Source organism: Streptomyces sp. NPDC027672 (assembly GCF_055566335.1).
In genome coordinates this window covers 121,687-144,245 of record NZ_JBVHSO010000017.1, presented here as the reverse complement: position 1 = coordinate 144,245, position 22,559 = coordinate 121,687, and the positions used below count along the sequence as shown (strand labels likewise).

General features: G+C 73.3%; 18 protein-coding genes. 4 read left to right on the top strand and 14 right to left on the bottom strand.

Annotated features, from left to right (window positions below; translation table 11 throughout):
- Positions 1 to 15: 15 nt before the first annotated feature.
- The 6 genes from ACZ4SV_RS32090 to ACZ4SV_RS32065 form a co-directional block, all read right to left on the bottom strand.
- Complete coding sequence (locus ACZ4SV_RS32090) at positions 16 to 1,224, bottom strand: alginate lyase family protein (RefSeq protein ID WP_468008821.1); 1,209 nt, start codon at positions 1,222 to 1,224, stop codon at positions 16 to 18.
- Positions 1,225 to 1,454: 230 nt separating this feature from the next.
- Positions 1,455 to 1,736, bottom strand: coding sequence for a metal-sensitive transcriptional regulator (locus ACZ4SV_RS32085; RefSeq protein WP_365874710.1), 282 nt, complete (start codon positions 1,734 to 1,736; stop codon positions 1,455 to 1,457).
- A gap of 196 nt (positions 1,737 to 1,932) precedes the next feature.
- Positions 1,933 to 3,174 carry an MFS transporter gene (locus ACZ4SV_RS32080; RefSeq protein ID WP_468008744.1) on the bottom strand — a complete coding sequence of 414 codons (1,242 nt, stop codon included), beginning with the start codon at positions 3,172 to 3,174 and terminating at the stop codon, positions 1,933 to 1,935.
- Positions 3,171 to 4,304, bottom strand: coding sequence for a PLP-dependent cysteine synthase family protein (locus ACZ4SV_RS32075; protein ID WP_468008740.1), 1,134 nt, complete (start codon positions 4,302 to 4,304; stop codon positions 3,171 to 3,173). The genes ACZ4SV_RS32080 and ACZ4SV_RS32075 overlap by 4 nt, the downstream gene beginning before the upstream one ends.
- A gap of 548 nt (positions 4,305 to 4,852) precedes the next feature.
- Entirely contained in the window at positions 4,853 to 5,281 is a 429-nt protein-coding gene (locus ACZ4SV_RS32070; protein ID WP_468008736.1) for a hypothetical protein, read from the bottom strand.
- A gap of 177 nt (positions 5,282 to 5,458) precedes the next feature.
- Entirely contained in the window at positions 5,459 to 6,133 is a 675-nt protein-coding gene (locus ACZ4SV_RS32065) for a formylglycine-generating enzyme family protein (RefSeq protein WP_468008732.1), read from the bottom strand.
- Positions 6,134 to 6,576: 443 nt separating this feature from the next.
- On the opposite strand from ACZ4SV_RS32065, the gene ACZ4SV_RS32060 reads away from it, so the two are divergent.
- From ACZ4SV_RS32060 to ACZ4SV_RS32050, 3 genes are all read left to right on the top strand, one after another.
- The gene (locus ACZ4SV_RS32060) at positions 6,577 to 7,260 is read left to right on the top strand and encodes an adenosylcobinamide amidohydrolase (protein ID WP_468008728.1); all 684 of its coding nucleotides are present in this window, start codon (positions 6,577 to 6,579) and stop codon (positions 7,258 to 7,260) included.
- A 224-nt stretch (positions 7,261 to 7,484) separates the two neighbouring features.
- Entirely contained in the window at positions 7,485 to 7,763 is a 279-nt protein-coding gene (locus ACZ4SV_RS32055) for a GlsB/YeaQ/YmgE family stress response membrane protein (RefSeq protein WP_365874698.1), read from the top strand.
- A gap of 328 nt (positions 7,764 to 8,091) precedes the next feature.
- Complete coding sequence (locus ACZ4SV_RS32050) at positions 8,092 to 8,862, top strand: oxidoreductase (RefSeq protein ID WP_468008721.1); 771 nt, start codon at positions 8,092 to 8,094, stop codon at positions 8,860 to 8,862.
- Between the two features lie 94 nt (positions 8,863 to 8,956).
- Here the strand turns inward: ACZ4SV_RS32050 and ACZ4SV_RS32045 are convergent, their stop codons facing one another.
- Positions 8,957 to 9,913 carry a LysR family transcriptional regulator gene (locus ACZ4SV_RS32045; protein ID WP_468008717.1) on the bottom strand — a complete coding sequence of 319 codons (957 nt, stop codon included), beginning with the start codon at positions 9,911 to 9,913 and terminating at the stop codon, positions 8,957 to 8,959.
- A gap of 399 nt (positions 9,914 to 10,312) precedes the next feature.
- Positions 10,313 to 10,876, bottom strand: coding sequence for a TetR/AcrR family transcriptional regulator (locus ACZ4SV_RS32040; RefSeq protein ID WP_468008713.1), 564 nt, complete (start codon positions 10,874 to 10,876; stop codon positions 10,313 to 10,315).
- 82 nt (positions 10,877 to 10,958) lie between these two features.
- Between ACZ4SV_RS32040 and ACZ4SV_RS32035 the strand changes: the two genes are divergently transcribed.
- The gene (locus tag ACZ4SV_RS32035) at positions 10,959 to 11,843 is read left to right on the top strand and encodes an NAD(P)H-binding protein (protein WP_468008709.1); all 885 of its coding nucleotides are present in this window, start codon (positions 10,959 to 10,961) and stop codon (positions 11,841 to 11,843) included.
- A 34-nt stretch (positions 11,844 to 11,877) separates the two neighbouring features.
- On the opposite strand, the gene ACZ4SV_RS32030 is transcribed toward ACZ4SV_RS32035, so the two are convergent.
- The 6 genes from ACZ4SV_RS32030 to ACZ4SV_RS32005 all read right to left on the bottom strand — a co-directional run bounded on the left by ACZ4SV_RS32030 (position 11,878) and on the right by ACZ4SV_RS32005 (position 22,302).
- Positions 11,878 to 14,262, bottom strand: a complete 2,385-nt coding sequence (locus ACZ4SV_RS32030) for a phosphoketolase family protein (protein WP_468008705.1) — start codon at positions 14,260 to 14,262, stop codon at positions 11,878 to 11,880.
- 226 nt (positions 14,263 to 14,488) lie between these two features.
- Complete coding sequence (locus ACZ4SV_RS32025; RefSeq protein WP_468008701.1) at positions 14,489 to 15,727, bottom strand: spore photoproduct lyase family protein; 1,239 nt, start codon at positions 15,725 to 15,727, stop codon at positions 14,489 to 14,491.
- Between the two features lie 55 nt (positions 15,728 to 15,782).
- Complete coding sequence (locus ACZ4SV_RS32020) at positions 15,783 to 16,124, bottom strand: DUF3140 domain-containing protein (RefSeq protein ID WP_468008697.1); 342 nt, start codon at positions 16,122 to 16,124, stop codon at positions 15,783 to 15,785.
- A 6-nt stretch (positions 16,125 to 16,130) separates the two neighbouring features.
- Positions 16,131 to 16,367, bottom strand: a complete 237-nt coding sequence (locus ACZ4SV_RS32015; protein ID WP_365874682.1) for a hypervirulence associated TUDOR domain-containing protein — start codon at positions 16,365 to 16,367, stop codon at positions 16,131 to 16,133.
- A 134-nt stretch (positions 16,368 to 16,501) separates the two neighbouring features.
- Positions 16,502 to 20,662: a beta-galactosidase gene (locus ACZ4SV_RS32010; protein ID WP_468008690.1), complete on the bottom strand. Its 4,161-nt coding sequence runs from the start codon at positions 20,660 to 20,662 to the stop codon at positions 16,502 to 16,504.
- 515 nt (positions 20,663 to 21,177) lie between these two features.
- Entirely contained in the window at positions 21,178 to 22,302 is a 1,125-nt protein-coding gene (locus tag ACZ4SV_RS32005) for a hypothetical protein (protein ID WP_468008686.1), read from the bottom strand.
- Positions 22,303 to 22,559 lie beyond the last annotated feature (257 nt).

The window sequence follows — 22,559 nt, the reverse complement described above, 5'->3', positions numbered from 1 at the left end:
CCGGTGCCGGCTCGCTCAGTTCGGGTTGTCGCCGTGCGTCAGGGTCTCCCAGGCGACGAAGAGGTTGTCGCTGCCCGCCGGGCGGTTCCGCGCGGTCAGGGTGCCGGTGTTGGTCATGGCGATGCCCAGGCGGTTGTGCAGGGCGTTGTAGCCGACCTCGGTGACCGGGCCCAGGCCCCGGTTGACGCTGCCGCCGCACAGCCAGCTCGGGACGGCGGCGCCCAGCTCGTACTTCGCCTGGAAGCCGAGCGCCTGCCGCAGCCGCTCGCCGACGTCGGTGCCGTACAGGTCCTGTCCCTGGATGCGGCTGGTCTCGGCGATGTGCGAGATCGCGGAGATGCCGTAGCCGGTGTGGGTGAAGTCGCGGCAGGTCTCCTGGGTGAGTCCGGTGACGAAGGTGGACTGGCCCTGCCAGTAGGAGACGATCTTGTCGCGGGTGTTCAGGTTCTGGCTCGGCACGGTCTTCGGCAGGTCGCCGTCCGAGGCGAGGTACACATAGGCGGCGGTGCGGGTGCGGAACTTCGCCAGGGCGGTGTCGTACGACGCCTTGTCCTCCAGGAAGACGGAGATGCCGACGGCCGCCTCCATCATCGACAGCTCCCAGTTGCCGTTGGAGTTGGAGCCCTTGATGACCTCGGGCAGGTAGACGTCGCGGAGCATGTTCGCGAAGCGGCCGGAGTTGGACCAGGTGCCGGTGTACGTGTACTTGATGATCTCGGCGGCCTTCGGCCAGGAGGAGCCGGCCCAGCCGGTCTGGAGCGGCGCGTTGCTGTTGGTGTGATCCGTGAGCACGGCGGACCAGGCGTCCATCAGCTCGATGGCCTTCTTGGCGTAGCGCTCGTCCCGGGTGATGTACCAGACGAGGGCGTCGGTGTACGCCGCGATCGCGTCCTCGCGCTCGTCGGTGCAGCCGTAGTTGGGGTTGGAGTACGAACCGCACTCGACGACGGCGCGGGGCTTGGGCGTGCGGCTGAGGCTCGCGTACTTGCTCGCCGTCATCTGGTCGTACGCGCCCTTCCAGGGCTGGGCGCCGGCCAGCACCTTGTCGCGGGCGAAGTCGAGTTGGGCCCGGGAGACGGTGACGCCCGGGTGGGCGAACGTGACGGGGGCGGCCTCGGCCCGCCGGGCACCGGGCCAGGCGAGCAGTCCGGCGGCGAGGGTGGCGACCGCCGCCGTGAGGGCGAGAGCGGAACGCGGGGACCTACGGCGGCGCCGGGCGGGCATGTCCTTGTCCTGCATCTGATCCGTCCTCATATGTGAACGCCATGCGGCTTCTTGAACGGTCGGGTTGACGAGACCATAGGTACGGACCAGACACCCGTCAAGAGGCCGGGAGCCGGTACGGTGGCCCGCGTTCCGCTTCCGTCACCACGGCGGGCTCTCCGGATGCGCGGCGATCCGGTGCCCGCCCGGACTCCGGCCGCGTGCCGCTCAGGCGGACGCGGGACCCGCCCTCAGGAGCGCACCAGGCGGGCGATCGCGTCGGACGCCTCCTTCAGCTTGCGCTGCCGCTCCTCGCCGCCTTCCGCGACCGCGGTGCTGACGCAGGTGGCCATGTGCTCGTCCAGCATCCGCAGGGCGAACGACTGCAGGGCGCGGGTCACCGCGGACACCTGCGTGAGGACGTCGATGCAGTAGGTGTCCTCCGCCACGAGCCGCTGGAGGCCGCGGACCTGGCCCTCGATGCGGCGGAGCCGCGCCATCACGTCGTCCTTGTGCGTCTTCTGCCCCGCCATGGCTCCGCTTCCCTTCCCTCTCCCGAGGGAGGCCCCGCCGGGCGGCGCGCTCCCCACGGGACGATACCCACGGCCCGCACGAAGCACCCGCGACCGGCCGGCACCGCCCGGCGCGGCATGCGAACGCACGGACGGGCCGCACGAGTTGCCGCGAGGATCGCCTCCGGGCCGGTCCGGTCACTCTCCGCCGGCCGGGTCATCCGGCCGCCGCGACGGGCCGTACGGCCAGTCGTCCGGCCCGGTGCAGCCGTGCGACCACGGTGGCGCAGCCGAGTCCCGTGGCGGTCAGCGCGGCCCACGGCAGCCAGCGCAGTCCCGTGTCGAACAGCGCTCCCACGGCCAGGTTGCCCAGCGAGACCGCGATGCCGGAGGCGGTGTTGTAGGCGCCGTAGTAGGTGGCGACGAGCCGGTCGCCGGAGAGCCGTACGACGGTGTCCATCTCGAACGGGTAGAGCAGGGCCCCGCCCCAGGCCAGCAGCACCGCGCAGCCGGTCAGGGCGGCCAGCCCGGCGAGGGCGCCGTGGGTCCGCGGCAGCAGCGGCAGGAAGGCGGTGCCCATCAGCGCCAGCCCGTAGGCGACGGCCCGCGGCCCGGGCAGGGTGCGCTCGGCCCAGGCGGTCAGTTTTAGCTGCCCCGCCAGCGCGGCCAGCGCCGAGGCGGCGAAGACGGCGCCGGTGACCGTGCCGGTCCGGCTGCCGAACAGCGCGCGGGCGTGCAGCGGCAGGGCCAGGTACACCTGGAAGGCCAGCACGTACGAGCCGCTCATGGCCGCCGCGAACAGCACGAAGGGCCGGTTGGCGGCTACGGCGCGCCAGTCGGCGGCGACCGCGCGCCAGGCGGGTTCCGCGCCCCGGCCGGCCGGGGGCCGGGCGGGCAGGGCACGGGACTGCAGTACGGCCAGGGCGCCGAAGATGAGCGCGGCGACCGTGCACACGGCGGTGAAGTCCCAGGCCAGCAGGGCCAGTCCGGCGAGCGGGCCGACCAGGATGCCCGCCTGGTAGAAGACGTTGAAGGCGGCGAACGCCGCCACCCGCCGCTCCTCGCCGGCGTCCGCCGCGAGATAGGCGCGCACGGCCGGGTTGAACAGCGCGCCCGCCAGCCCGGTCAGGGCCGAGGCCGCGATCAGGGCGGGCAGGGAACTCGCCACCGCCAGCAGGACGAAGGCGACCGAGCGCAGGGCGCATCCGGTGAGGATCATCGGCTTGCAGCCGTAGCGGTCGGCGAGGGTGCCGCCGACGAGGAACATGCCCTGCTGCGAGAAGGTCCGCACCCCCAGCACCAGTCCGGTGGCCCAGGCGGCGAGGCCCAGGCCGTGGGACAAGTGGTCGGCCAGGTACGGCATCAGCATGTAGAACCCGAGGTTGATGGCGAACTGGTTGACCATCAGCAGCCGGGCCGGCCGGTCGAAGGAGGCCGCCTGGGCCCACAGCCGCTTCACCGGGCACCCGCCTTCGCCAGGTCGCGCGCGAGCGGGTCGCGGACCCGGGCACACCGGGTCCACCGGGTCACCGCGCGGGCGTCGGGCGTGGCGATGTCGTCGGGCTCCGCCGGCGGCGTCCGTCCGAGGAGTCCGTGGTCACGGCACCAGGTGTCGTCGTAGACGGTCTGGAGGTAGCGGTGCGGGCCGTCGGGGAAGACGGCGGCGATCGTGGTCCCGGCGGGATACGTCCGCGCCGCCCACCCGGCCACCAGCGCCACCGCGCCGACGCTCCAGCCGCCGCAGACGTAGTGCCGGCGGGCGAGGCGGCGGCAGGCCCAGACGGCCTCGGCCGGGCCCACCCAGTGGACCTCGGTGAAGGCCGCGTAGTCGACGTTGTCCGGATGGATGCCGGAACCCAGGCCGCGCATCAGCCGCGGCCCCGGGGGCTGCCCGAAGATCACCGACCCGACCGCGTCCACCCCGATGAGCGTGAGCCGGGGGAAGGTCTCGCGCAGCACGGCGGAGACGCCGGCGGAGTGCCCGCCCGTGCCGACCGCCGTCACCAGCACGTCGATCCGGCCGAGTTGGGCGATCAGCTCGGCCGCGAGGGGCCGGTAGGCGGCGGCGTTGTCGGGATTGCGGTACTGGTCGGGGCAGTACGCGTCCGGGGTGCGGGCCAACAGGGCGGCGACCCGCACGCGGCGCGCCTCCTGCCAGCCGCCCCGCGGGTGCGGCGTGGTGACCGTGAGGACCCGTGCGCCGAGCGCGGCGAGCAGACGGGCCACGGGAGGTTCCAGACCGGGATCGGTGACGACGGTGACGGGGTGGCCGTAGGTGAGTCCGGCCAGGGCGAGGCCGAGGCCGAGCGTGCCGCTGGAAGACTCGACGATCGGCGCGCCGGGCACGAGGTCGCCGCGGCGCCGGGCCTCGCGGACCATGTGCAACGCGGGCCGGTCCTTGAGGCCGCCCGGGTTGGCGCCCTCCAGCTTGGCGTGGAAGCCGCGGCCGGGCGGGGCGAAGGGTTCGTCCACCCACAGGACCGGGGTGTCGCCGACGAGTTGGGCGGGGTGCCGGGCGGCCGGCGGACGCGGCGCGCGGCCACGCGACGGCACGGGCGGGATCGGGGGCGGGGGCGGGGTCGGATGCATGAGGTACGGCTCCTTCGCGCCCGGCGGTGGTACGGCGGGCGCTGTCCGGGTGGGAACACGACGCGTGGACGCGCCGCGACCGACGAGCGGGGGCATGACGCGCGGGCACGCTCCGGTCCGGGTGACCCCGCGAGGAGCGGGCCACGGCGGGGGCGGGTCCGCAGGGCACGGGCGCGCCACGGCCGGGGCGGGGTCCGGGTAGGGCGGGCCCGGGTAAGGCCGGCGCGTTCGGCTTTGGGCCGGTTCGAGGCGCGGGCGCGTTCGGCCTGGGGGTGTGCGCGCGGGCGGATTCGGGCCTGCGGCCGGGTTCGCGGAGCGCGGGCGCGCTCCGGTTGCGGGACGGGTCCGGGGCACGCGGGCGCATTCCGGTCCGTGGACGGAGCCGGGGCGCGCGGGCGCACTCCGGCCCGTGGACGGAACCAGGGCGCGCGGGTGCGTTCCGATGCGTGAACGGGACCACGGTGCGCGGCGCACTCCGACCCGTGGACGGAGCCGTCGCGCGCGGGCGCGCTCCGTGCGCGGGTGGGTTCGGGCGCGCGGACGCAGGTCTACTGCCGCAGTACGCGGACGGGCGGGAGCGCGGGGCGGTACGCGCGGGAGTGGGCGCCACCCGAGGAGCCGCGCCACCCGGTATGCGCCGGGTGACCGCGCGTCCCGGCGGGAGACAGCGGCTGGTGCGCCCCGTCGCCGAGCCCGGTGGCGTCCAGGGCCGCGCGCGGCCGGTCCGCCGTGTGGTCGGAATGACCGTCCGCCGCGTGCCGGTGCCGGGGCGGCGCGGTCGGACCGGTGCCGTCGGTGGCGTCCGCCGCGTACGCAACCACCTGTGCCAGCACGGGAGTCGGGTCGGATCCGGCGAAGGAGCAGGCGTGCACCGCGCCGGTGAGATGGGCGGCGATCACCAGGACCAGCCCGAGCAGCAGGGCGGCGCGCCGAGAACGTCCCGCGCGCCCGCCGTCGCTGCCCCATGACCGGATCACATGCGCAGCGTAATCAGAAAGTGACCCGCTGTCATATCGCGGACGGTGCGGCGCGTCCGCCGGTCACCCGGGGACGCGAGGACGCGGGGGCGCCGCGACGCCGGGCCCCCGGCCGGGCGGCCGTTTGGCGGCGGTTTCGCGGGATGCCGGGTGCCGGACACCGCGCGGGCGCGAGGGTCAGCCTCCGGCAGAGCGTGCGAGGCGGAAGCCCACGTCGTCCACCTGGAACGTCGGGTGGCTGCGGCGGCGTACGGAGGCCCGGCAGCTCCAGTGCTCGTCGAACCAGCCACCGCCGCGCAGCACCCGGTAGGTGCCGTAGACCTCGGCGTCGTAGACGTCCCAGCACCACTCCCAGACGTTGCCGAGCATGTCGTGCAGGCCCCACGGGTTCGGCCGCTTGCCGCCCACGTCGTGCGGGCGTTCCTCCGAGTTGCCGCGGTACCAGGCGACCTCGTCGAGCGGCCCGTGGCGCGGTCCGGTCGTCCCGGCCCGGCAGGCGTGTTCCCACTCGGCCTCGGTCGGCAGCCGGTACCCCTCGGCGGACGCATCCCACTCGACACCCTCGCCCTCGGCGGGGAAGCGGTAGGCGGGCGTGAACCCGTCCCGCTGCGACAGGGCGTTGCAGAACCGGACCGCGTCCCACCAGGAGACACCCTCCACGGGCAGCCGGTCCCCCGGCGAGGTTCCCGGCCGCCTTCCGGTGATCTCCGCGTACAGCGCCTGAGTGACCGGGAACGCCGCCAACCGGTAGGGCGCGAGCCGCACCGGCCAACTGCGTTCCGTCCGCCGGTCCGACAGCGTCACCTGTCCCGGCGGGACGGCGATCATCTCACTTCCCACGCCCGTGTCCATGAGCAGGTGATCCTAATATGCACCCGCCCTGCCCCGCGTGGTCAGCGCGCCCGGGCCGCCGTCACGCTGTTCCATGGAGCCATGCACGCCGTGTCCCGTCATGGGCCTCGCCCCGGACCGGGCCCTCGGCGCGCTGCGCCTGTCCCTTGGCCGCCGGAGTACGGCCCAGGACATCGAAACGGCGGCGCGGGCCCTCGTCCGGGCGGTCCTGCGGCACTGACCGGGAGGACGGCACCGCCCGGTCCCGTACCGGAAGACGGCACCACCCGGTCCCGTACTGGAGGACGGCCCGGTGCGTCCGGCGGTGCGCTGCCGAGTGGGCAGCACACCGCTCCCCCGCCACAGCGGACCCACGCGGGCCCCGGCACGGGCGCCGCCACGCCCGGGCCGGCCGGTGCGTCGTAGGATCGGCTGGTTCGCGACCCGTAAGGAGTACCCGTCCGGTGACCGCCGTCGTTCCGCCCGCCCGCCCCGCCACCGGGCTGCTCAGGGTGCGGCAGTACGCCCGCGCCGAGGACGGGGAACGGCTGCACAGCCTGCTGTGGCGGGCGGGCGAGGGCTGGCGGATGATCAGCAGCGCCGTGCTCGGCGGAGGGATCGGGGAACGCTCCTGGGTGCTCAACGCCCAGGTGTCGCACGGTTACCGGCGCACCGATCCGGACCGGCACCTCGCCGAGCTGGCCGCGGACGCCGGTGCCTGCGGGCCGGGGGTCGGGCTGATGACGGCCGCCGACGTCCAGGCGTACGGCCACGCGTACGACGGCGGTGTGGAGGCGGTCGCCACCGCGGGGCTCGGGGTGCGCGGCTGGGCCGCTTCCCCGGCGGAGGGCACGCCCGTGGCGGCGCGGCCCGGCACGGTCAACATCCTGGTCGCGCTGCCGGTGGCGCTGACCGACGCGGCCCTGGTCAACGCCGTGGCCACCGCCACCGAAGCGAAGGTGCAGGCGCTGCTCGGCGCCGGCTACGACTGCTCAGGCACCCCCACGGACGCCGTGTGCGTGGCCGCCCGCGCCCCGGGCGCCGGCGACGAGACCCACGCCTTCGCCGGTCCCCGCTCCCTGTGGGGCGCACGCGTGGCCCGCGCCGTCCACCAGGCCGTGAGCGCCGCCGCCCGACCGCCGGCCTGAGCGCATCACGGTCCGCCGGGCACCGGTACTTCAGTCCGACGCCCGGTGCCTGTCCAGCAGAGCGGCCAGGGTGCCGGTGAAGGCGGGGCTTCTCGGCGGCGCCGCGCAGCCCCTCATTTCAGAAGCTGACGGACCGTGAGGGAAAGAAGACGTTTGCATCGGCGCCGACGGTATACACGGAGAACTAACACATCCTTTATTACGACGAGAGGGAGACGCACACCATGGGCATCCTCGCTTGGATCATCATCGGTCTGCTCGCCGGCGCCATCGCCAAGGCCATCATGCCGGGCAAGGACCCGGGCGGCATCATCATCACCATGCTCATCGGCGTGGTCGGCGGTCTGCTCGGCGGCTGGCTCGGCAAGGTGATCTTCGGCGTCGACTCCATCGACGGGTTCTTCGACCTCTCCACCTGGATCGCCGCCATCGTCGGCTCTCTCATCCTGCTCGCCATCTACCGCGCCGTCACCGGCAACCGACACTCGCACCGTCACGCATAACCCGCTGACGTCGAACGGTTCCGACACCCGACGCGGACCACTGACCGCGATGAACCTCCGCGACGAGCCCCTGTGCTTCGTCCCGGAGGTTCATCGCGGTCAGCGCGTTGTGCGCGGCCCGACTCGCCCGCATCACCGGCGGCTGCCATAGGAAACCCCTATAGCACCTGCTCACTTTTCGTCTTTGCCCCTCTCTCCGCCCCGGACCTACGGTGAAACAGCTCGGCCAGGCGGGACGTGCTCCCCGGTCCTTCCGGACCAAGAGCCTTCTGAGTGCCGCCCTTTGTCAGGCCGAGCGGACCCGTAGACGAGGGAAAAGGACAGTGGCATGACGACAGCCGGGAATGACGCGGGAACGCGGGAACTGGCGGGGAAGCGAGCCGTGGTCACGGGCGGTTCGCGCGGTATCGGCGCGGCCGTCGTGCGCCGGCTCCTGGACGCGGGCGCCGAGGTGCTCACGACCGCCAGGTCGAAGACGAGCACGGTGCCGGAGGGCGCCGCCTTCGTGGAGGCCGATGTGCGGACACGGGCCGGAGCGGAGGCGATCGCCGAGGCCGCGCAGGCAGCGCTCGGCGGGGTGGACATCCTGGTCGACAACGCGGGCGGAGCGCGGCCGTTCCCGCACGCCTGGGCCATCCCCGACGAGGAGTGGCAGGACCAGCTGGACCTGAACTACCTGGCCGCGGTGCGGCTGGACTCGCTGCTGACACCGGGGATGCGCGAACGGCGCTCGGGTGTGGTCGTACACGTCTCCTCGGCCGCCGTTCCGACCTCGGCACCGCCGTTCCTCCACTACACGGCGGCGAAGGCGGCGCTGGAGAACTACAGCCGGGGACTTGCCCTGGAACTGGCCCCGTTCGGAGTGCGGGTCAACACCGTGTCCCCGGGCAGGACCGCCACCCCGGGCGGCGAGGCGACGCGCGAGGAGTGGGCGAGTTTGAGCGAGGGGCCCGGCCAGGACATCACCGCGCCTCCGCTGGGGCGTGAGGGCCGGCCCGACGACATCGCCGACGCGGTGCTGTTCCTCGTGTCGGACCGGGCGAGCTGGCTGACCGGCAGGAACCTGACCGTGGACGGCGGGGAGTTCCCGGTGGGCTGACGCCGGCGCAGCGGACGGCGGCTCCGGGCGAAGGGGCGGGGAGCCTGGAGACGGACGCCGGGTACGGCGCGAGAACGCGCCGTGCGGAACCCGCTCACACCACGGGCACCGAGTTCGCGGCGGGCGGGGACATCACCCAATTGCGGTCAGGCGCCGGTCCGTTGCCGGAGAAGCCGGTCGCATACCAGGTCTCCTGGCGCAGGAAGGCGAGCAGAGCCATCTCCGCCGGGCCCGCGCCGGGCCGGATCGCGGCGACGGTGGGCATGGAGACGGCGGGCAGGACGGGCCGCGTGAGGTGCTCGAATCCGGGAGGCACCGCGGAGGCCGGCACGAGCGTCACGCCCAGCCCGTGGGCGGCCCAGCGCACCGCCGTCACCGTCTGGGAGACGCGGGCGAACGTGGCCGGGGCCAGCTCGTTGTCCCGCAGCACGTCCCGCAGCACCTCGTCGAGCGCGCTGGCCTGGTCGAACCTGATCCACGGCTCCCGCGCCAGCTCGCGCAGCTCGACCCGGTCCGCGGCGAGCTGCGCGTGCGCGGGGCTGAGCACCACGACGAACTCCTCGTCGCCGAGGTGGTGGCCCTCGTAGAGCTCTTCCTCGCACGGCCCGCCGACCAGGCCGAGGTCCACCACGCCCCGGCGGGCCAGCCGCTCCAGCTCGGCGGGGTCCGCCTCCTCGAAGACGGTGATCTCCAGGCGCGGGAACCGGCGGCGCAACGCCTTGAGGGCGCCCGGGAGTTGGCGCGTGCCCAGTCCCATCTGGGCCGCGACCACCAGCTCGCCCTCCAGCTCGTCGGCACCGGCCCGCGCTGTCGCCCGGGCCCGCCGCGCCGCCCGCACCGCGACCTCCGCGTCGCGCAGGAACGCGCGGCCGACCGCGGTGGGCACCAGCCCGGCCGGTGTGCGGACGAACAGCGTCACGCCGAGGTCCCGCTCCAGGCTGCGGATCTGCTGGGACACCGACGGCTGGGCGACACGCAGCAGTTCCGCCGCCGCCGTCACCGAGCCCGCCTCGGCCACCGCCAGGGCGTACTCGAACTGACGAAGCGTCATCGCCTCGCGTCTCCCTCCTGTGACGGCCCACGGCCCGCGGTGTGCTGCGCCGGCTCCTGGACACGGCGCCGGACGAGACCGGCGCGCACCGTGCGCGCCGGCCACGAGCCGCGGCGCGGCTCGGTCAGCGTCCCGCACGAGGCGTTCGCGACGACGCGCGCCGACGACTGTCCGTCCATGAAGCAGACGAACGCGGCGGCGGCCGGGCCGTATTCCCGTTCCCGCGCCCGCGGCCACCCGCGACGGGACCGGGGCCGCGGGTTCGGCCTCGCGCGGTGCCGCCGGGACCGGGGCCGCAGGTTCGGCCCTCGCGCGTGGTGCCGCCGGGACCAGCGGGTCGGGCGGGAGGCGCTGCGCGGGCACGGGGGCGCCGAGCGGGGACGACGTGCGCGGCGCGGGTCAGCGTGCGGGGCCGCGGACGCCCTCCAGGACGAGGGCGACGTACCTGCGCCAGTCGTCGGCGCCGGTCATGTTCGCCATGGCGCCCCGCGCGATGAGCACGAAGTCCCCGGCGCCGAAGTCCGCGCGCAGGCACCCGGCGTCGACGGCGCGCCGCACGATGCGTTCGATGATCGCCGCGAAGTCCGTCTTCTCGGCGGCGATGTGGTTCCAGCTCGGCTCCCCCGGCCCGAGCACGGCGAAGCGGAAACCGGCGTCGGCCGCCGCGGACGCCAGATAGCCGTACAGCAGCGTCTCGAACGCCGTCCAGGGGTCCTCGGACTCGTCGGCGGCGCGGGCCAGGGCGGTCACCGCCTCGAACCGGCGGCCGATGATCGCGGCGAGCAGCGCCTGCTTGTCGGCGAAGTGCCGGTAGAGGGTGCCCACGCCCAGGCCGGCGCGCTCGGCGATCTCGTCCATCTGCACGGCGTCGCCCCGCCGGGCGAACAGTTCACCGGCGGCGTCGAGGACGGCCTCGCGGTTGCGCCGGGCGTCGGCGCGCAGCGGGCGTTCGGGAGCGGTCATGGTCGTTTCAGTCTAGTTGACGGCGTACAGGGGTCGCCTCTACATTCGGAACCGGAGTTCAGGTTCAGGTTATGGAGGGGCAATGATCGTCGTCACCACACCCACAGGACAGATCGGCGGCCGGCTGGTCCGCCGGCTGCTCGACCGGGACGAGCAGGTCCGGGTCGTCGTCCGTGACGCCGCACGGCTGGACGACGCGGTCCGCGAGCGGGTCGAGACCGTCGAGGGCTCGCACGACGACCCGGCCGTGCTCGACAAGGCACTGCCCGGGGCCCGCGCACTGTTCTGGCTCGTCCCGCCCGACCCGCGGGCGGCCGGCGCCGAGGAGCACTACCTCCGCTTCGCCCGGGCGGGCGCCGCCGCCGTCGCCCGCCACGGTGTCGGCCACGTCGTCGGGGTCTCCAGCGCCGGACACGGCTGGCCGGCCCCGGCCGGCCTGCTCTCCGCGGCCTTCGCGATGGACGCCGTACTCGGCGACGCTCCCGCGGCCTACCGGGCGCTGTCCATGCCCTTCTACATGGAGAACCTCCTGCGGCAGCTCGACGACATCCGCGGCCAGGGCACGTTCACCCTCACCTGCGCCGGCGACCTGCCCCTGGCTACGGTCTCGACGCGGGACATCGCCGACACCGCCGCCGGGCTGCTCACCGACCTGTCCTGGGCCGGACGGGAGAACCTCCCCGTGTTCGGCCCGGACCGGCTGACCCCGGACGGAATGGCCCGGGTGATGACCGAGGAACTCGGGCGCCCGGTCGCCTACCGCCGGGTGGGCATCGAGGACTACGCCGCGCTGCTCCGCTCCCGGGGCGCCGGCGACCGGGCGGTCAGGGACCTGACCGAGATGCTGGCCGCGCAGGACCACGGCATCTACGACGCGGACTGGGCGGCCGCCGAACCGACCCCGACGGACTTCCGCACCTGGTGCAGGGACGTGCTCAGGCCTGCCGCGGACGCCTGGGCGTCCTGACCCGGACGCGCCGGCGGCCCGGTGGCGTCCTGGTTCAGCCGTCCCACGTCCAGTCGGCGACCTCGGGCAGGTCCACGCCGTGCTCCCTGATCCAGACGTGGTGGCGCTGCCGGGCGTCCTCCATCCGCTGGCGTACGGCCGCCGCGCGGACCGCGAGACCGGGGACACGGTCGATGACGTCCATGACGAGGCGGTAGCGGTCGAGGTCGTTGCGGACCACCATGTCGAACGGGGTGGTCGTGGTGCCGATCTCCTTGTACCCGCGCACGTGCAGGTGCGGGTGTCCGGCGCGGCGGTAGGCCAGGCGGTGGATGAGCCACGGGTAGCCGTGGTAGGCGAAGATCACCGGCTTGTCGGCGGTGAACAGACCGTCGTACTCGAAGTCGCTCATGCCGTGCGGGTGTTCCCCGTGCGGCAGCAGCCGGGCGATGTCGACGACGTTGACGACGCGCACGGCCAGACCGGGCAGGTGGCGGCGGAGCAACTGGGCCGCGGCCAGGCTCTCCTGGGTGGGTACGTCGCCCGCGCAGGCGAGCACCACGTCCGGTTCCCGGGTGCCGTCCTGGGTGCCGGCCCACTCCCAGATGCCGGCGCCCCGCGCGCAGTGGACCTCGGCCTCCTCCCTCGTCAGCCAGTCGAAGCAGGGCTGTTTGCCGGCCACGACGACGTTGACGTAGTCCCGGCTGCGCAGGACGTGGCCGGCGACGGACAGGAGGGTGTTGGTGTCCGGCGGGAAGTAGACCCGGACGGCTTCGGGACTCTTGTTGAGGACGTGGTCGACGAAGCCGGGGTCCTGGTGGGAGAAGCCGTTGTGGTCCTGCCGCCACACGTGCGAGGTCAGCAGGTAGTTGAGGGAGGCGATGGGAGCGCGCCACGGCAGGCTACGGGTGGTGCGCAGCCACTTGATGTGCTGGTTGACCATGGAGTCGACGATGTGCACGAAGGCTTCGTAGCAGGAGAACAGCCCGTGCCGGCCGGTGAGCAGGTAGCCCTCCAGCCAGCCCTGGCAGGTGTGCTCGGAGAGGATCTCCATGACCCGGCCGTGCGGGTCGAGGTGTTCGTCCACCGGCAGGGTGTCCGCCTGCCAGGCCTTGCCGCTGGCCGCGTAGACGGCCTGGAGCCGGTTGGAGGCGGTCTCGTCGGGCCCGACGAGGCGGAAGTCCCTGCGGCCGGCAGTCGCCCGCATGACGTCTTCGAGCAGGTCGCCGAGGACGCGCGTCGGCTCGTGCAGGGTGGCGCCGGGCTTGTCGACCTCCACGGCGTGCTTCTCCAGCGGCGGCAGAGGCAGCTCGCGCACCAGGAGACCGCCGTTGGCATACGGGGTGGCGCCGAGCCGGCGGGCGCCCCCCGGGATGCAGGCCAGCACGTCCGGGCGCGGGGCGCCGTGCTCGTCGAACAGTTCCCCGGGCCGGTAGGAGCGCAGCCAGTGCTCCAGCTGCCGCAGGTGCTCGGGGTTGTCCCGGACCTCGGACAGCGGCACCTGGTGGGACCGCCAGGTGCCCTCCACCGGCAGCCCGTCGACTTCCGCCGGGCCGGTCCACCCCTTCGGCGTGCGCAGCACGATCACCGGCCAGCGCGGCCGCTCGGTGACTCCCTCCGCACGAGCCGCGCGCTGGATCGCCGCGACGCGGTCGAGCGCGGTGTCCATGGCGGCGGCCATCGCGCGGTGGACGGACATGGGGTCGTCGCCGGTGACGTGGACCGGATCGTGGCCGTAGCCGCGCAGCAGCTCGTCGAGCTCGGCCTCGGGCAGCCGGGCCAGGACGGTCGGGTTGGCGATCTTGTAGCCGTTCAGGTGCAGGATGGGCAGGACGGCGCCGTCGTGGACCGGGTCGAGGAACTTGTTCGAGTGCCAGGCAGCGGCCAGCGGTCCCGTCTCCGCCTCACCGTCCCCGATCACGCAGGCGACGAGCAGGTCCGGGTGGTCGAAGGCGGCGCCGTAGGCGTGGGAGAGGGAGTACCCGAGTTCACCGCCCTCGTGGATCGAGCCCGGCGTCTCGGGAGCGACATGGCTGGGCACCCCGCCCGGGAAGGAGAACTGCCGGAACAGCCGGGCCATGCCGGCCGCGTCCCGGGTGACGTCCGGGTACGTCTCGGTGTACGACCCCTCCAGCCAGCAGTTGGCCAGGACCGCGGGTCCGCCGTGGCCGGGGCCCCAGACGCACAGGGCGTCCAGGCCGCGCGCCCGGACGACCCGGTTGAGGTGCGTGTACACCAGGTTCAGACCGGGAGACGTGCCCCAGTGGCCCAGCAGCCGCGGCTTGACGTGCTCGGGCCGCAGGGGTTCGGTCAGCAGGGGGTTGGCCAGGAGGTAGATCTGGCCGACGGCCAGGTAGTTCGCGGCGCGCCAGTGGGCGTCCAGCGACCTCAGCTCTTCCTCCCCCGGCCGGTCGGGCGCCTGCTGCGTGTCGAGGGACATCCGGGTTCCTCCCTTGCCGGGGCGGCGCTCACGGTGTGACGGGGCCGGCCTCTGTACGGCCCACTGTCCACCAGGGCACCGGGTACCCGACAGGGCCGTTCGGGCCACCTGGCGCGGCGGACGGGTCCGATCCGGCCCGCAGAGACGCCGCGCGGCCCGGCCGTCTGCGCCGGTACCGGAAGAGGCTGGCGGCGCGGCGGCCCGGACCGTGCGCGGGCACCGCGGATCAGAAGGCGTACCGGATGCGCAGCCAGGGAGCGTGCGCCGCCACCAGGTCGCGCAGGGTGGCCACACCCTCCGCCTTGACCCGGTTGGTGTAGCGGACGTTCAGCGCCCCGCTCTCGGAGCGCTTGCCCTGCTGGATGCCGGGCTGCCAGAGCACCTCCTCGGCGCGGGGGTGCCAGCCCAGGTTGACCTCGTGCAGGTCCCGGTTGTGCGTCAGCATGATCACCTCTGCCGCCGCCTGCCGTTTGACCCGGTCGGGCAGGACGTCGTCCAGCCGGCGGAGCAGCTCGGCCCAGTCCGCTTCCCAGCCGGGGCGCAGCACCACCGGGGAGAGGTTGAAATGGACCTCGTACCCCGCGTCCAGGAAGTCCGCCGCGGCGGCGATCCGGTCGCCCACCGGCGACGTGCGCAGGTCCAGCAGCCGGGCGTCCGCCGCGGGCATCAGGGAGAACCGGATCCGGGTACGGCCCCGCGGGTCGAGCGACAGCAGGTCCGGGTTGACGAACTTGGTGGCGAACGAGGCCTTCGCGGTGGGCCACCGCCGGAAGGCTTCCACGAGGTCCGCGGTGTTGTCGCTGATCAGCGCGTCCACGGAGCAGTCGCCGTTCTCCCCGATGTCGTAGACCCACGCCGACGCGTCGCACTGGTTGGGTTCCGGCTTGTGTCCCTGGCGCGCGATGTGGCGGCCCAGGGCGGCGATGACGGCGTCGATGTTGGTGAACACGGTGACGGGGTTGGCGTAGCCCTTGCGGCGGGGCACGTAGCAGTAGGCGCACGCCATGGCGCAGCCGTTGGAGGCACCCGGGGCGATCCAGTCGGCGGAGCGTCCGTTGGGCCGGGTGGTCAGCGTCTTCTTCTCGCCCAGGACCAGCGTCTCGCCCTTCACGCGCACCCAGCGTTCGACGTTCCCCTCGTTGCCGTGCAGGCCCGGGATGCGCCAGTGGGAGTCCACCTCGATCACGGTGGCGTCCGGGAAGCGGGCGAGGACCTGCCGGCCGCGCGGGGAGGCCGCGGCGGCCGGTTCGGCGTACACCGTGCGGACGGGCAGCAGACGGCGGGCGGCCGGTGAGGCGCGGAACGGGAAGCGGTCCGCCGGTTCCCGCCCGCCCTCCGGTGCGCCCGCCGCCCGCGGGGCGGCGTCCAGCGCGTCGAGGCCGAACAGGGTGTCCGGGTCGTCGTCGGAGCCGGCGGAGGGGTTCCTCGTGCGCGCCGCGCCGAAGGGGTCTGAAGGGGAAGCCACCCTTCCACTGTAGGCATCCGCCGGAAGGGAGGTCCTCCGGTGCCGTACCGGCAGGTCAGCGGTCGTCCGACGGGTCGTGGCCCCAGTTCATGAGCGAGTGGCGCCACCGGGTGTCCCGCACGTCTCCGGACGGCCGCTGCGCCAGGTGCCGGCGGATGTAGCCGACCACCTTGCGCATGTGCGCGTAGTCGGCGTCCGAGAGGTCGCCGTTGTCCGTGCGGAGGATCTCCACGATGGCGCGGCCGGAGGCGTGTCCGGTGGACTCGCCGCCGTCCTTGTGCTGCCCGGCCGCCCGGGACTCCTCGGTCGCCAGCCACTTCTCCAGCGCGGACGGGGTCATGTTCACCAGGTCCCGGAAGGCGTCCCGGGTCTCGCGGTGGTCGTCACGGCCGGACACGCCGGCCTACTTCTTCCGCTTGAGGGCGGACGGCTTGTGCACGGCCGTACGGCCGGACTTGTCGCTGCGCACCTCGTACTGCGGCTCGTCCGGCGAGGCGTCCACCGTGCGGCCCGCCGCCTCGGTCCGCTCCGTGATCTTCTTCTCGACGGTGCCGGAGGTCTCACTGCCGTGACTGCGCCAGGCGACCTTGTCGCCCTCGGCGGGGTCCTTCCCACCGGGCGTCTTCTTCGTCTTGGCCATGGCGGATGCTCCCGTCGTACGGAGGTCGGGTGAGCGGTCGCCGCGCCGCGCGCAGGGCGGCGGCCCCTCTACCACCGTGCGCGCGGACCCCGGGATCCGCACCCCGGGATCCGCTCGGCCGGCCCGGAGCGTGCTCAGCCGCAGGTCACGGTCGGTGTCCCCCAGTCGCCGTGGTCGCTGCCGTTGCCGTCGCCGGCGTCGTCGGCCTTCAGGTCGACGGTCTGGGCGCCGGTCAGGTCGACGTCGATCGGTACGGCGGTCTGTCCGCCCTTGATCGTCCGGGTGGTGACGAGGGTCTTGCCGTCGGCCACGACGGAGAAGACCACGGTCCCCGCTCCGCCGGTCTCGTCGTCGACGCCAACGGAGGCGGTCAGGCGCGTGCACGCGCCGCCGAGGTAGAGCCGCACGTCGCTGACCGCGTGGGCGCCCAGGCCCTTCGGATAGGTGACGCCCGCGATGGTGATCGGGCGGCCGTCCCCGGCGGCCTGTTCGCCGACGCTGGTGTCACGCTCCACTGGGCCCCAGCCGTTGGTGGACGACAGGAACGGCAGCTCGCTCACGGCGGTCTCGCCCGCCTTGGGGGCCGGTGGGACCGCGCCGATGACGCGCTCGTCACTGCCGGTGGCCGGCCGTCCGCGCTGCACGTAGCGCACGGTGGCGGTGAGGGCCGAGGCGGACGGCAGCGCACCGGCCGGCGGCCGCACCCGCCAGGTGAAGGCGGCCGACTTCCCGGGGAGCAGACGCTCCACCGTGGCGGGGCTCGTGGCGTCGGCGCTCCAGCCGTCCGGCAGCGTGAGCGCGGCTTTCAGCCGGGATGCCGGGGACTGTCCGGCCGGCACTCGCACCGTGGCCTCGGCGGTGAAGGAGCGGGCCGGTACGGCGGTGTCGGGCAGCGCCAGGGTGACGTCGGCGCCCGGCCTCGCCGGCATCGCGTAGGTCCGGCGGTCGTAGCCGGGGCTGCGGTTCTGCGCCACCCGCAGCGGCGAGGCGTAGCTTCCGTAGTTGGTCAGCGAGACCTTGCCGAGGCCGCCGGTGCTGCCGTCGAGGTTCCACACCGCGAGGGCGATGGTGTTGCGGCCGTGGGGGTCCAGGATGCCGTCGGGAACCGGGAAGGAGTGCTGCGGACCCAGGTAGTTGACGTAGTTGCCGACCTGCCAGCCGTTGACGAAGAGGGTGGCCCGGTACTTGCGCGCCGGGTCGTCGGTGAACGTCAGTCCGAGCGAGGTGTCCTGGCCGCGGGGCAGGTCCAGGGCCACGTCGGTGCGGTACCACGAGACGCCGGGACGGGTGTCGCTCGTCGGCAGCGACACGTGCTTCCAGCCGCCGTCCGGGTAGCCCGGCAGCGACCAGCCGGCCCGCTCGCCGTACAGGCCGCCCGTCGACAGCGGGCCCCGCACGGTGTCCAGCGGGTTCTCACCGCCCCGTACGCCCTGCAGCCGCCAGGTGACCGGTGTCAGAGGTGCTCCGGTGAGGGACGCGCTGGTCAGCCCGCGCGCGGTCTTGTTGCCGTTGGTGGAGTTGTAGTCCTCCTCGTGGCCCATGTTCACGGTGAGCACCGAGACGATGTTGTCGCCGTCGGACTTCACCGAGCCGGGCGGGAAGGCGAAGTCGGCGCTGCCGGTGGTGGAGCTGCCCAGGAAGGTGCCGTTGAGCCAGGCGGAGAGCGCCTGGGCCTTGCCGCCGGAGTCCGAGACGAGGTGGATGCCGGTCGCTCCGGGGGCGGAGCGGAAGCGGCCGCGGTACCAGGTGTTGCCGGTGTGGAACCCGTAGTCGTCGGCGTAGAGCACCGGCAGGGTGTTGATGCCGGAGGAGCTGTTGGTGGTGGACTTGTCGGCCACCTGCCAGCCGGAGTCGTCGAAACCGGGGGCCGCCTCGGGGGATTCCTCGGCGTGCTTCCAGTCCGTCAGGGCTGGCAGGCGGATCGGGGCGGCGACCGGGATCGTGCCGGTGAGGCTGCCCGTGCCGGTCGCGCGGGTGCGCAGGTCCCGGCCGTTCCAGGTGACGTGGTGAGCGGAGGTGAACACCTCGATGTGCCGGTCGTCGGCGTTGTCGCCGCTGAGCGCCACGGTACGCCCCTGGTCCAGACTGGCGGCCGTGCGCAGCAGGTGGGTGCCGCGCACCAGGACCGGCCCGCTCGCGGTGTCCTGGCGCCAGAACGTCGCCGCCGTCGCCTTGTCGCCGGCCAGAAGCAGCAGGGGCCGCGGGCCGCCCCCGCTGATGGCGATGCGGATCAGGCCGTCGTGGGTGTAGTTCAGGCGCAGATCGCCGGTGGCCGCGTCCCAGGTGGTCGTGACCGGGCCGCCGCTGCTGACCACGGTGGGCCGGGAGGAGTAGCGCAGCACGGTCTCGCCGTCGCTGCCCCGGTCGCCGTAGAGCACCGCGACGTCCCGGCCGCCGATGGTCGCGTCGGTCATGATCTCGGAGGTCGAGTACTGCAACTGGGCTTCGCCGAGCCGGTAGTTCGCGACGATCACGTGCGAGTCGCGTCCGTCGAGCGTGATGGCGGTGCCCGGCTGGCGCGGCACGACGGGGTAGGTCGGCTCCGTGACCGGCGCGGTCGGCACGTCGATGGCGTCGACGGACACGAAGCTGTCCGACGAACCCGGGGCGTGCTTGCCGGTGACGACGATCTTCAGGGTGTGTTCTCCCGGTGCCAGGCCGGTCTTCTGGAAGACCACCGCCTGGTTCCCGCTACCGGAGTCGTCGACCGTCGCCTCCTTGACGCCGTCCACGTAGACGTCGGCGTAGCCGTGGTTGCCGGTCTTCGGGCCGATCCAGCGGACCGCGGTGCCGTGGAACGGCACGGTGAGGGAGTCACCGGCCTGCCGGGAGAACGACTCGGTCTTCTTGTAGTCGCCGCTCGTGTAGGTCTGTTCGGCGCCCACGTGCGACCAGGAGCCGGCGTAGGTCAGTGCGGTGTCGGTGTCGTCCCACGTGTAGCTGGTGTCCGACGCCGCCCGGGCGTCGAAGTCCAGCGAGATGTGGGCCGAGGCGGTGGCCGTGGACGTGGCGTCCCGGTGGCGCAGGACGTGGAACTGCGTCCTCGTGTCGGGGTTCATCCGGGCGGTGTCGACGACGGCCGGGTCGTCCGGGGCCTCGGTCCTGATCGGGTCCGTCTTGGTCAGCGGGGCGACGGCCTGCGTGAAGTAGCCGATCAGCTTGTCCTCGTCGTACTTCGGGTCCAGCTGCCGGGTCTCGCGGATCGCGGCGCCGTAGTCGTACGACGTGTAGTTCTGCGGCATGCCCAGCCAGCCCCAGTTGGTGCCGCCGTAGGTCATGTAGAAGCTCTGGGCGGTCGCGCCGACCGCGATGTTCTGCTTGTAGAAGACGTTCGCGAACCGGTCGTTGATGAGCTGCGCGCACTTGTCGTAGCCCGGGCCGCCCCAGGGGTCGAAGGCGCCGCCCTGGAACTCGGGCGAGTACAACGGCTTTCCGGCCGGGTGGTCGTAGCTGATGTCGGGGACACCGCTCCACTTCGCGGGGTTGGAGCAGTCGAAGCCCTGCGGGTAGGAGTCCGGGCCGTCCACGTCGAGGGCGCCCGTGCCCGAGTTGAACGTACCGTTGTTGTTGCCGGTCAACGGCACGGTGATGCCGTCGGCCCTGGCCTTGTCCGCCAGGTGCCGCATGTACGACCGGCCGGCCGCCGAGCCGTTGTAGTACTCGTTCTCGACCTGGTAGGCGATGACCGACCCGGTGCCGTTGGTCAGTTGGTGCCGGGCGACGATGCGGTCGATCCGGGTCAGCCACTCGTCGGCGTACTTCAGGAACCGCGGGTCGTCGCTGCGGTTGTTCCCGGCCTTGGTGGTCAGCCAGCCGGGCAGTCCGCCGCTGTCGACCTCGGCGTTGATGTACGGGGCCGGGCGGGCGATCACGTAGAGCCCGGCTTCCTCAGCCATGTCGAGGAGCTTGTCGACGTCGCGGACGCCGGTGAAGTCGTACGTGCCGGGCGCCGGGGAGTGGTATCCCCAGTCGAAGTACAGCGAGGTCGAGTTGAAGCCGGCCGCCTTCATCTTCTGGAAGATGTCGAGCCACAGGTCGGGGCTCGGCAGCCGGAAGTAGTGGAACTCGCCGGACCACAGGTAGGTGCGCTTGCCGTCGACGAGGAAGGAGTAGCCGTCGAAAGTGACGGTGTGCGGGGCGGGTTCGGCGGCGGACGCCGGTGAGTTTCCTTCGGCGGGCGTGGCGGCGGACGCGGCGGACGCCGGTGGGCTGCCTGCGGCGGATGTTACGGCGGACGCGGGCGGGTTGCCTGCGGCGGCCACGGCCGGGGTGACCATGCCGGCGGACAGGATCATGGCCGTCACGGTCGCGAGGACGGGCCCCCAGCGCCGTCGCCGGCCGGGCCTGGCGGAACCGTTCGATGGGTCGCGCACTGCTGCCTCCACACCGCCGAGGGAACCAACTCTCAACAGATTCAAGCGAATCCGAACATAGGGCGGTGTGCGGCAGGGGGCAAGAGGGTCTCAAGACTTCGTTTAGGCGACTTCTCCCCTGGCCGCCCTCGAAGGCGGGCGTCCTCCCGCCGGCACGTGCCGCCTCACCAGCCACTCGGCGGCCACGCGCCTTGACCACGCCTTTCGGTCGCGTCACCGGCGGGTTTCGCACCGGCGGCCTGCCAGCCCGACTCGCGAGCGGCTGCCCTGCGGGGGGCGTCGTTGAGTCGCGTTGGAATATGTTCCGGGGCTGTCCACGCGGCGGACCGTCCGGGCGGCCGGGCGGCCGGGCGGCCCGGACGCCCGGTGGGGCCCGGCGGCCCGTTGGGTCTCGGCGGCCGGGCGGCCGGGTGCGGGCCCGGCCGTCTCGGCGGGGCTCAGCCGGCTTCGGCGACCGTCGCCGTCGGCTGTTCGGCGTTCTGGGCCTGGCGGGCGCGCTCGACAACCATCCGGGCGATGCGCGTCAGGACCGTCGGGTCGAGTTCGTGGTAGCCGCCGCCGTAGACGATATCGATCATGACCGTGCCCGCGCGGGCGATCGTGTGCATGTGGTACGTGCTGGCCGAACCGGTGGACTCCCGGCCGGAGTAGGCGACGCTCTCATCGCCGATCGGCCCCAAGGACATGGAGGAGTCGTCGCCTTCCTTCGAGGTCCCCTCGCTCCACCGCTGGTAGCCCGCGGCCGCTGTCTCGGCACTGTCGTACGCCTCGATCGCGATGTACGCCTTGTTGGCAGCGCCCGGATCGGCATAGGCGACTCCGCCGAGGCTGCGCAGTCCCGCGCAGCCGCCCTCGTGGCAGGAGTCGTCCTTGGTCGCTTTGTGGACGTCCGCCTCCTCGGACAACGACCATCCGGACGGCATGCTCTCTACATCGGGCAGGACTTCTCTGAGGAGTTCGAGGTCCTTGACCGGTGCGACCTTGCGGTCCGGGCCGCCACCGTCCCCTGCGCCGGATCCGCTGCCGGCGGCCGGGACGCCCGACCCGTCGCCGTCCGGGCCCGCCCCCGCCCAGGGCCCCCGCACCGCCGTGTCGTCGCCGCCCACGGCCTTGCTGAGTCCGTACACCGCCAGTCCCATGACGAGAGCCACCGCGAGCAGCACCAGCGTCACGTTGGTCGGTGTCAGGCTGTCCTTGCGCACGGTCAGCGGGCCGAACGAGATGGTGTTGTGCTTGGAACGGTCGCCGATGTGCGCGTTGTACATGTCCCTGCCCACGCGCGGTCCTGCGGTAGGGGCGCGTCGCCACGCCTCGTACAACTGCTCCAGTCGGCGCGCGAAGGCGGGGTCCGAGGCGAGGACGGCGGCGACCTGCCGCTCCGTCTCGCCGGGGTCCCCACTGCCCGGATCCAGGACCGCGCGGCCTTCCGGGGAAGATCCCAGGCGCTCCCGCATCAGCCGTGACGCCTCGGCGCCGGCCGCCCCGCCAATCGCACCCGCCGCCCCGTTCGACGCCTGGGTCAGCAGTGTCATGACCCAGGCCGTCACTTCGGATGCTTCCATGCCGCAAGTATCGGCATGGTCATGGCCGGTTCGACGGCCTAGTTCCAGCCCTTCGACCCGGCGGCTGTCTCGATCGCGTAACGCGTCAAGTGGCTTGGTCCGCCTCACTGTCGGGCGAGCAGAGTCCCGGAGCGGGGCCCGTCAGGGGGGTCGTCCGGGCTACCGTCGCGGCTTCAGTGAGACCGTGGGGAGTTCGGGGGCCGGGAGCGGATCGCCGTCGTAGCCCCGGACCGTGCCGAACCGGTCCCCGGGCATCC

Coding starts and splice junctions, on each gene's coding strand:
- ACZ4SV_RS32090 (WP_468008821.1), bottom strand. CDS start 1,224: ATGCCCGCCCGGCGCCGCCGTAGGTCCCCGCGTTCCGCTCTCGCCCTC.
- ACZ4SV_RS32085 (WP_365874710.1), bottom strand. CDS start 1,736: ATGGCGGGGCAGAAGACGCACAAGGACGACGTGATGGCGCGGCTCCGC.
- ACZ4SV_RS32075 (WP_468008740.1), bottom strand. CDS start 4,304: ATGCATCCGACCCCGCCCCCGCCCCCGATCCCGCCCGTGCCGTCGCGT.
- ACZ4SV_RS32065 (WP_468008732.1), bottom strand. CDS start 6,133: ATGGACACGGGCGTGGGAAGTGAGATGATCGCCGTCCCGCCGGGACAG.
- ACZ4SV_RS32055 (WP_365874698.1), top strand. CDS start 7,485: ATGGGCATCCTCGCTTGGATCATCATCGGTCTGCTCGCCGGCGCCATC.
- ACZ4SV_RS32050 (WP_468008721.1), top strand. CDS start 8,092: ATGACGACAGCCGGGAATGACGCGGGAACGCGGGAACTGGCGGGGAAG.
- ACZ4SV_RS32045 (WP_468008717.1), bottom strand. CDS start 9,913: ATGACGCTTCGTCAGTTCGAGTACGCCCTGGCGGTGGCCGAGGCGGGC.
- ACZ4SV_RS32040 (WP_468008713.1), bottom strand. CDS start 10,876: ATGACCGCTCCCGAACGCCCGCTGCGCGCCGACGCCCGGCGCAACCGC.
- ACZ4SV_RS32035 (WP_468008709.1), top strand. CDS start 10,959: ATGATCGTCGTCACCACACCCACAGGACAGATCGGCGGCCGGCTGGTC.
- ACZ4SV_RS32030 (WP_468008705.1), bottom strand. CDS start 14,262: ATGTCCCTCGACACGCAGCAGGCGCCCGACCGGCCGGGGGAGGAAGAG.
- ACZ4SV_RS32015 (WP_365874682.1), bottom strand. CDS start 16,367: ATGGCCAAGACGAAGAAGACGCCCGGTGGGAAGGACCCCGCCGAGGGC.
- ACZ4SV_RS32010 (WP_468008690.1), bottom strand. CDS start 20,662: ATGATCCTGTCCGCCGGCATGGTCACCCCGGCCGTGGCCGCCGCAGGC.
- ACZ4SV_RS32005 (WP_468008686.1), bottom strand. CDS start 22,302: ATGGAAGCATCCGAAGTGACGGCCTGGGTCATGACACTGCTGACCCAG.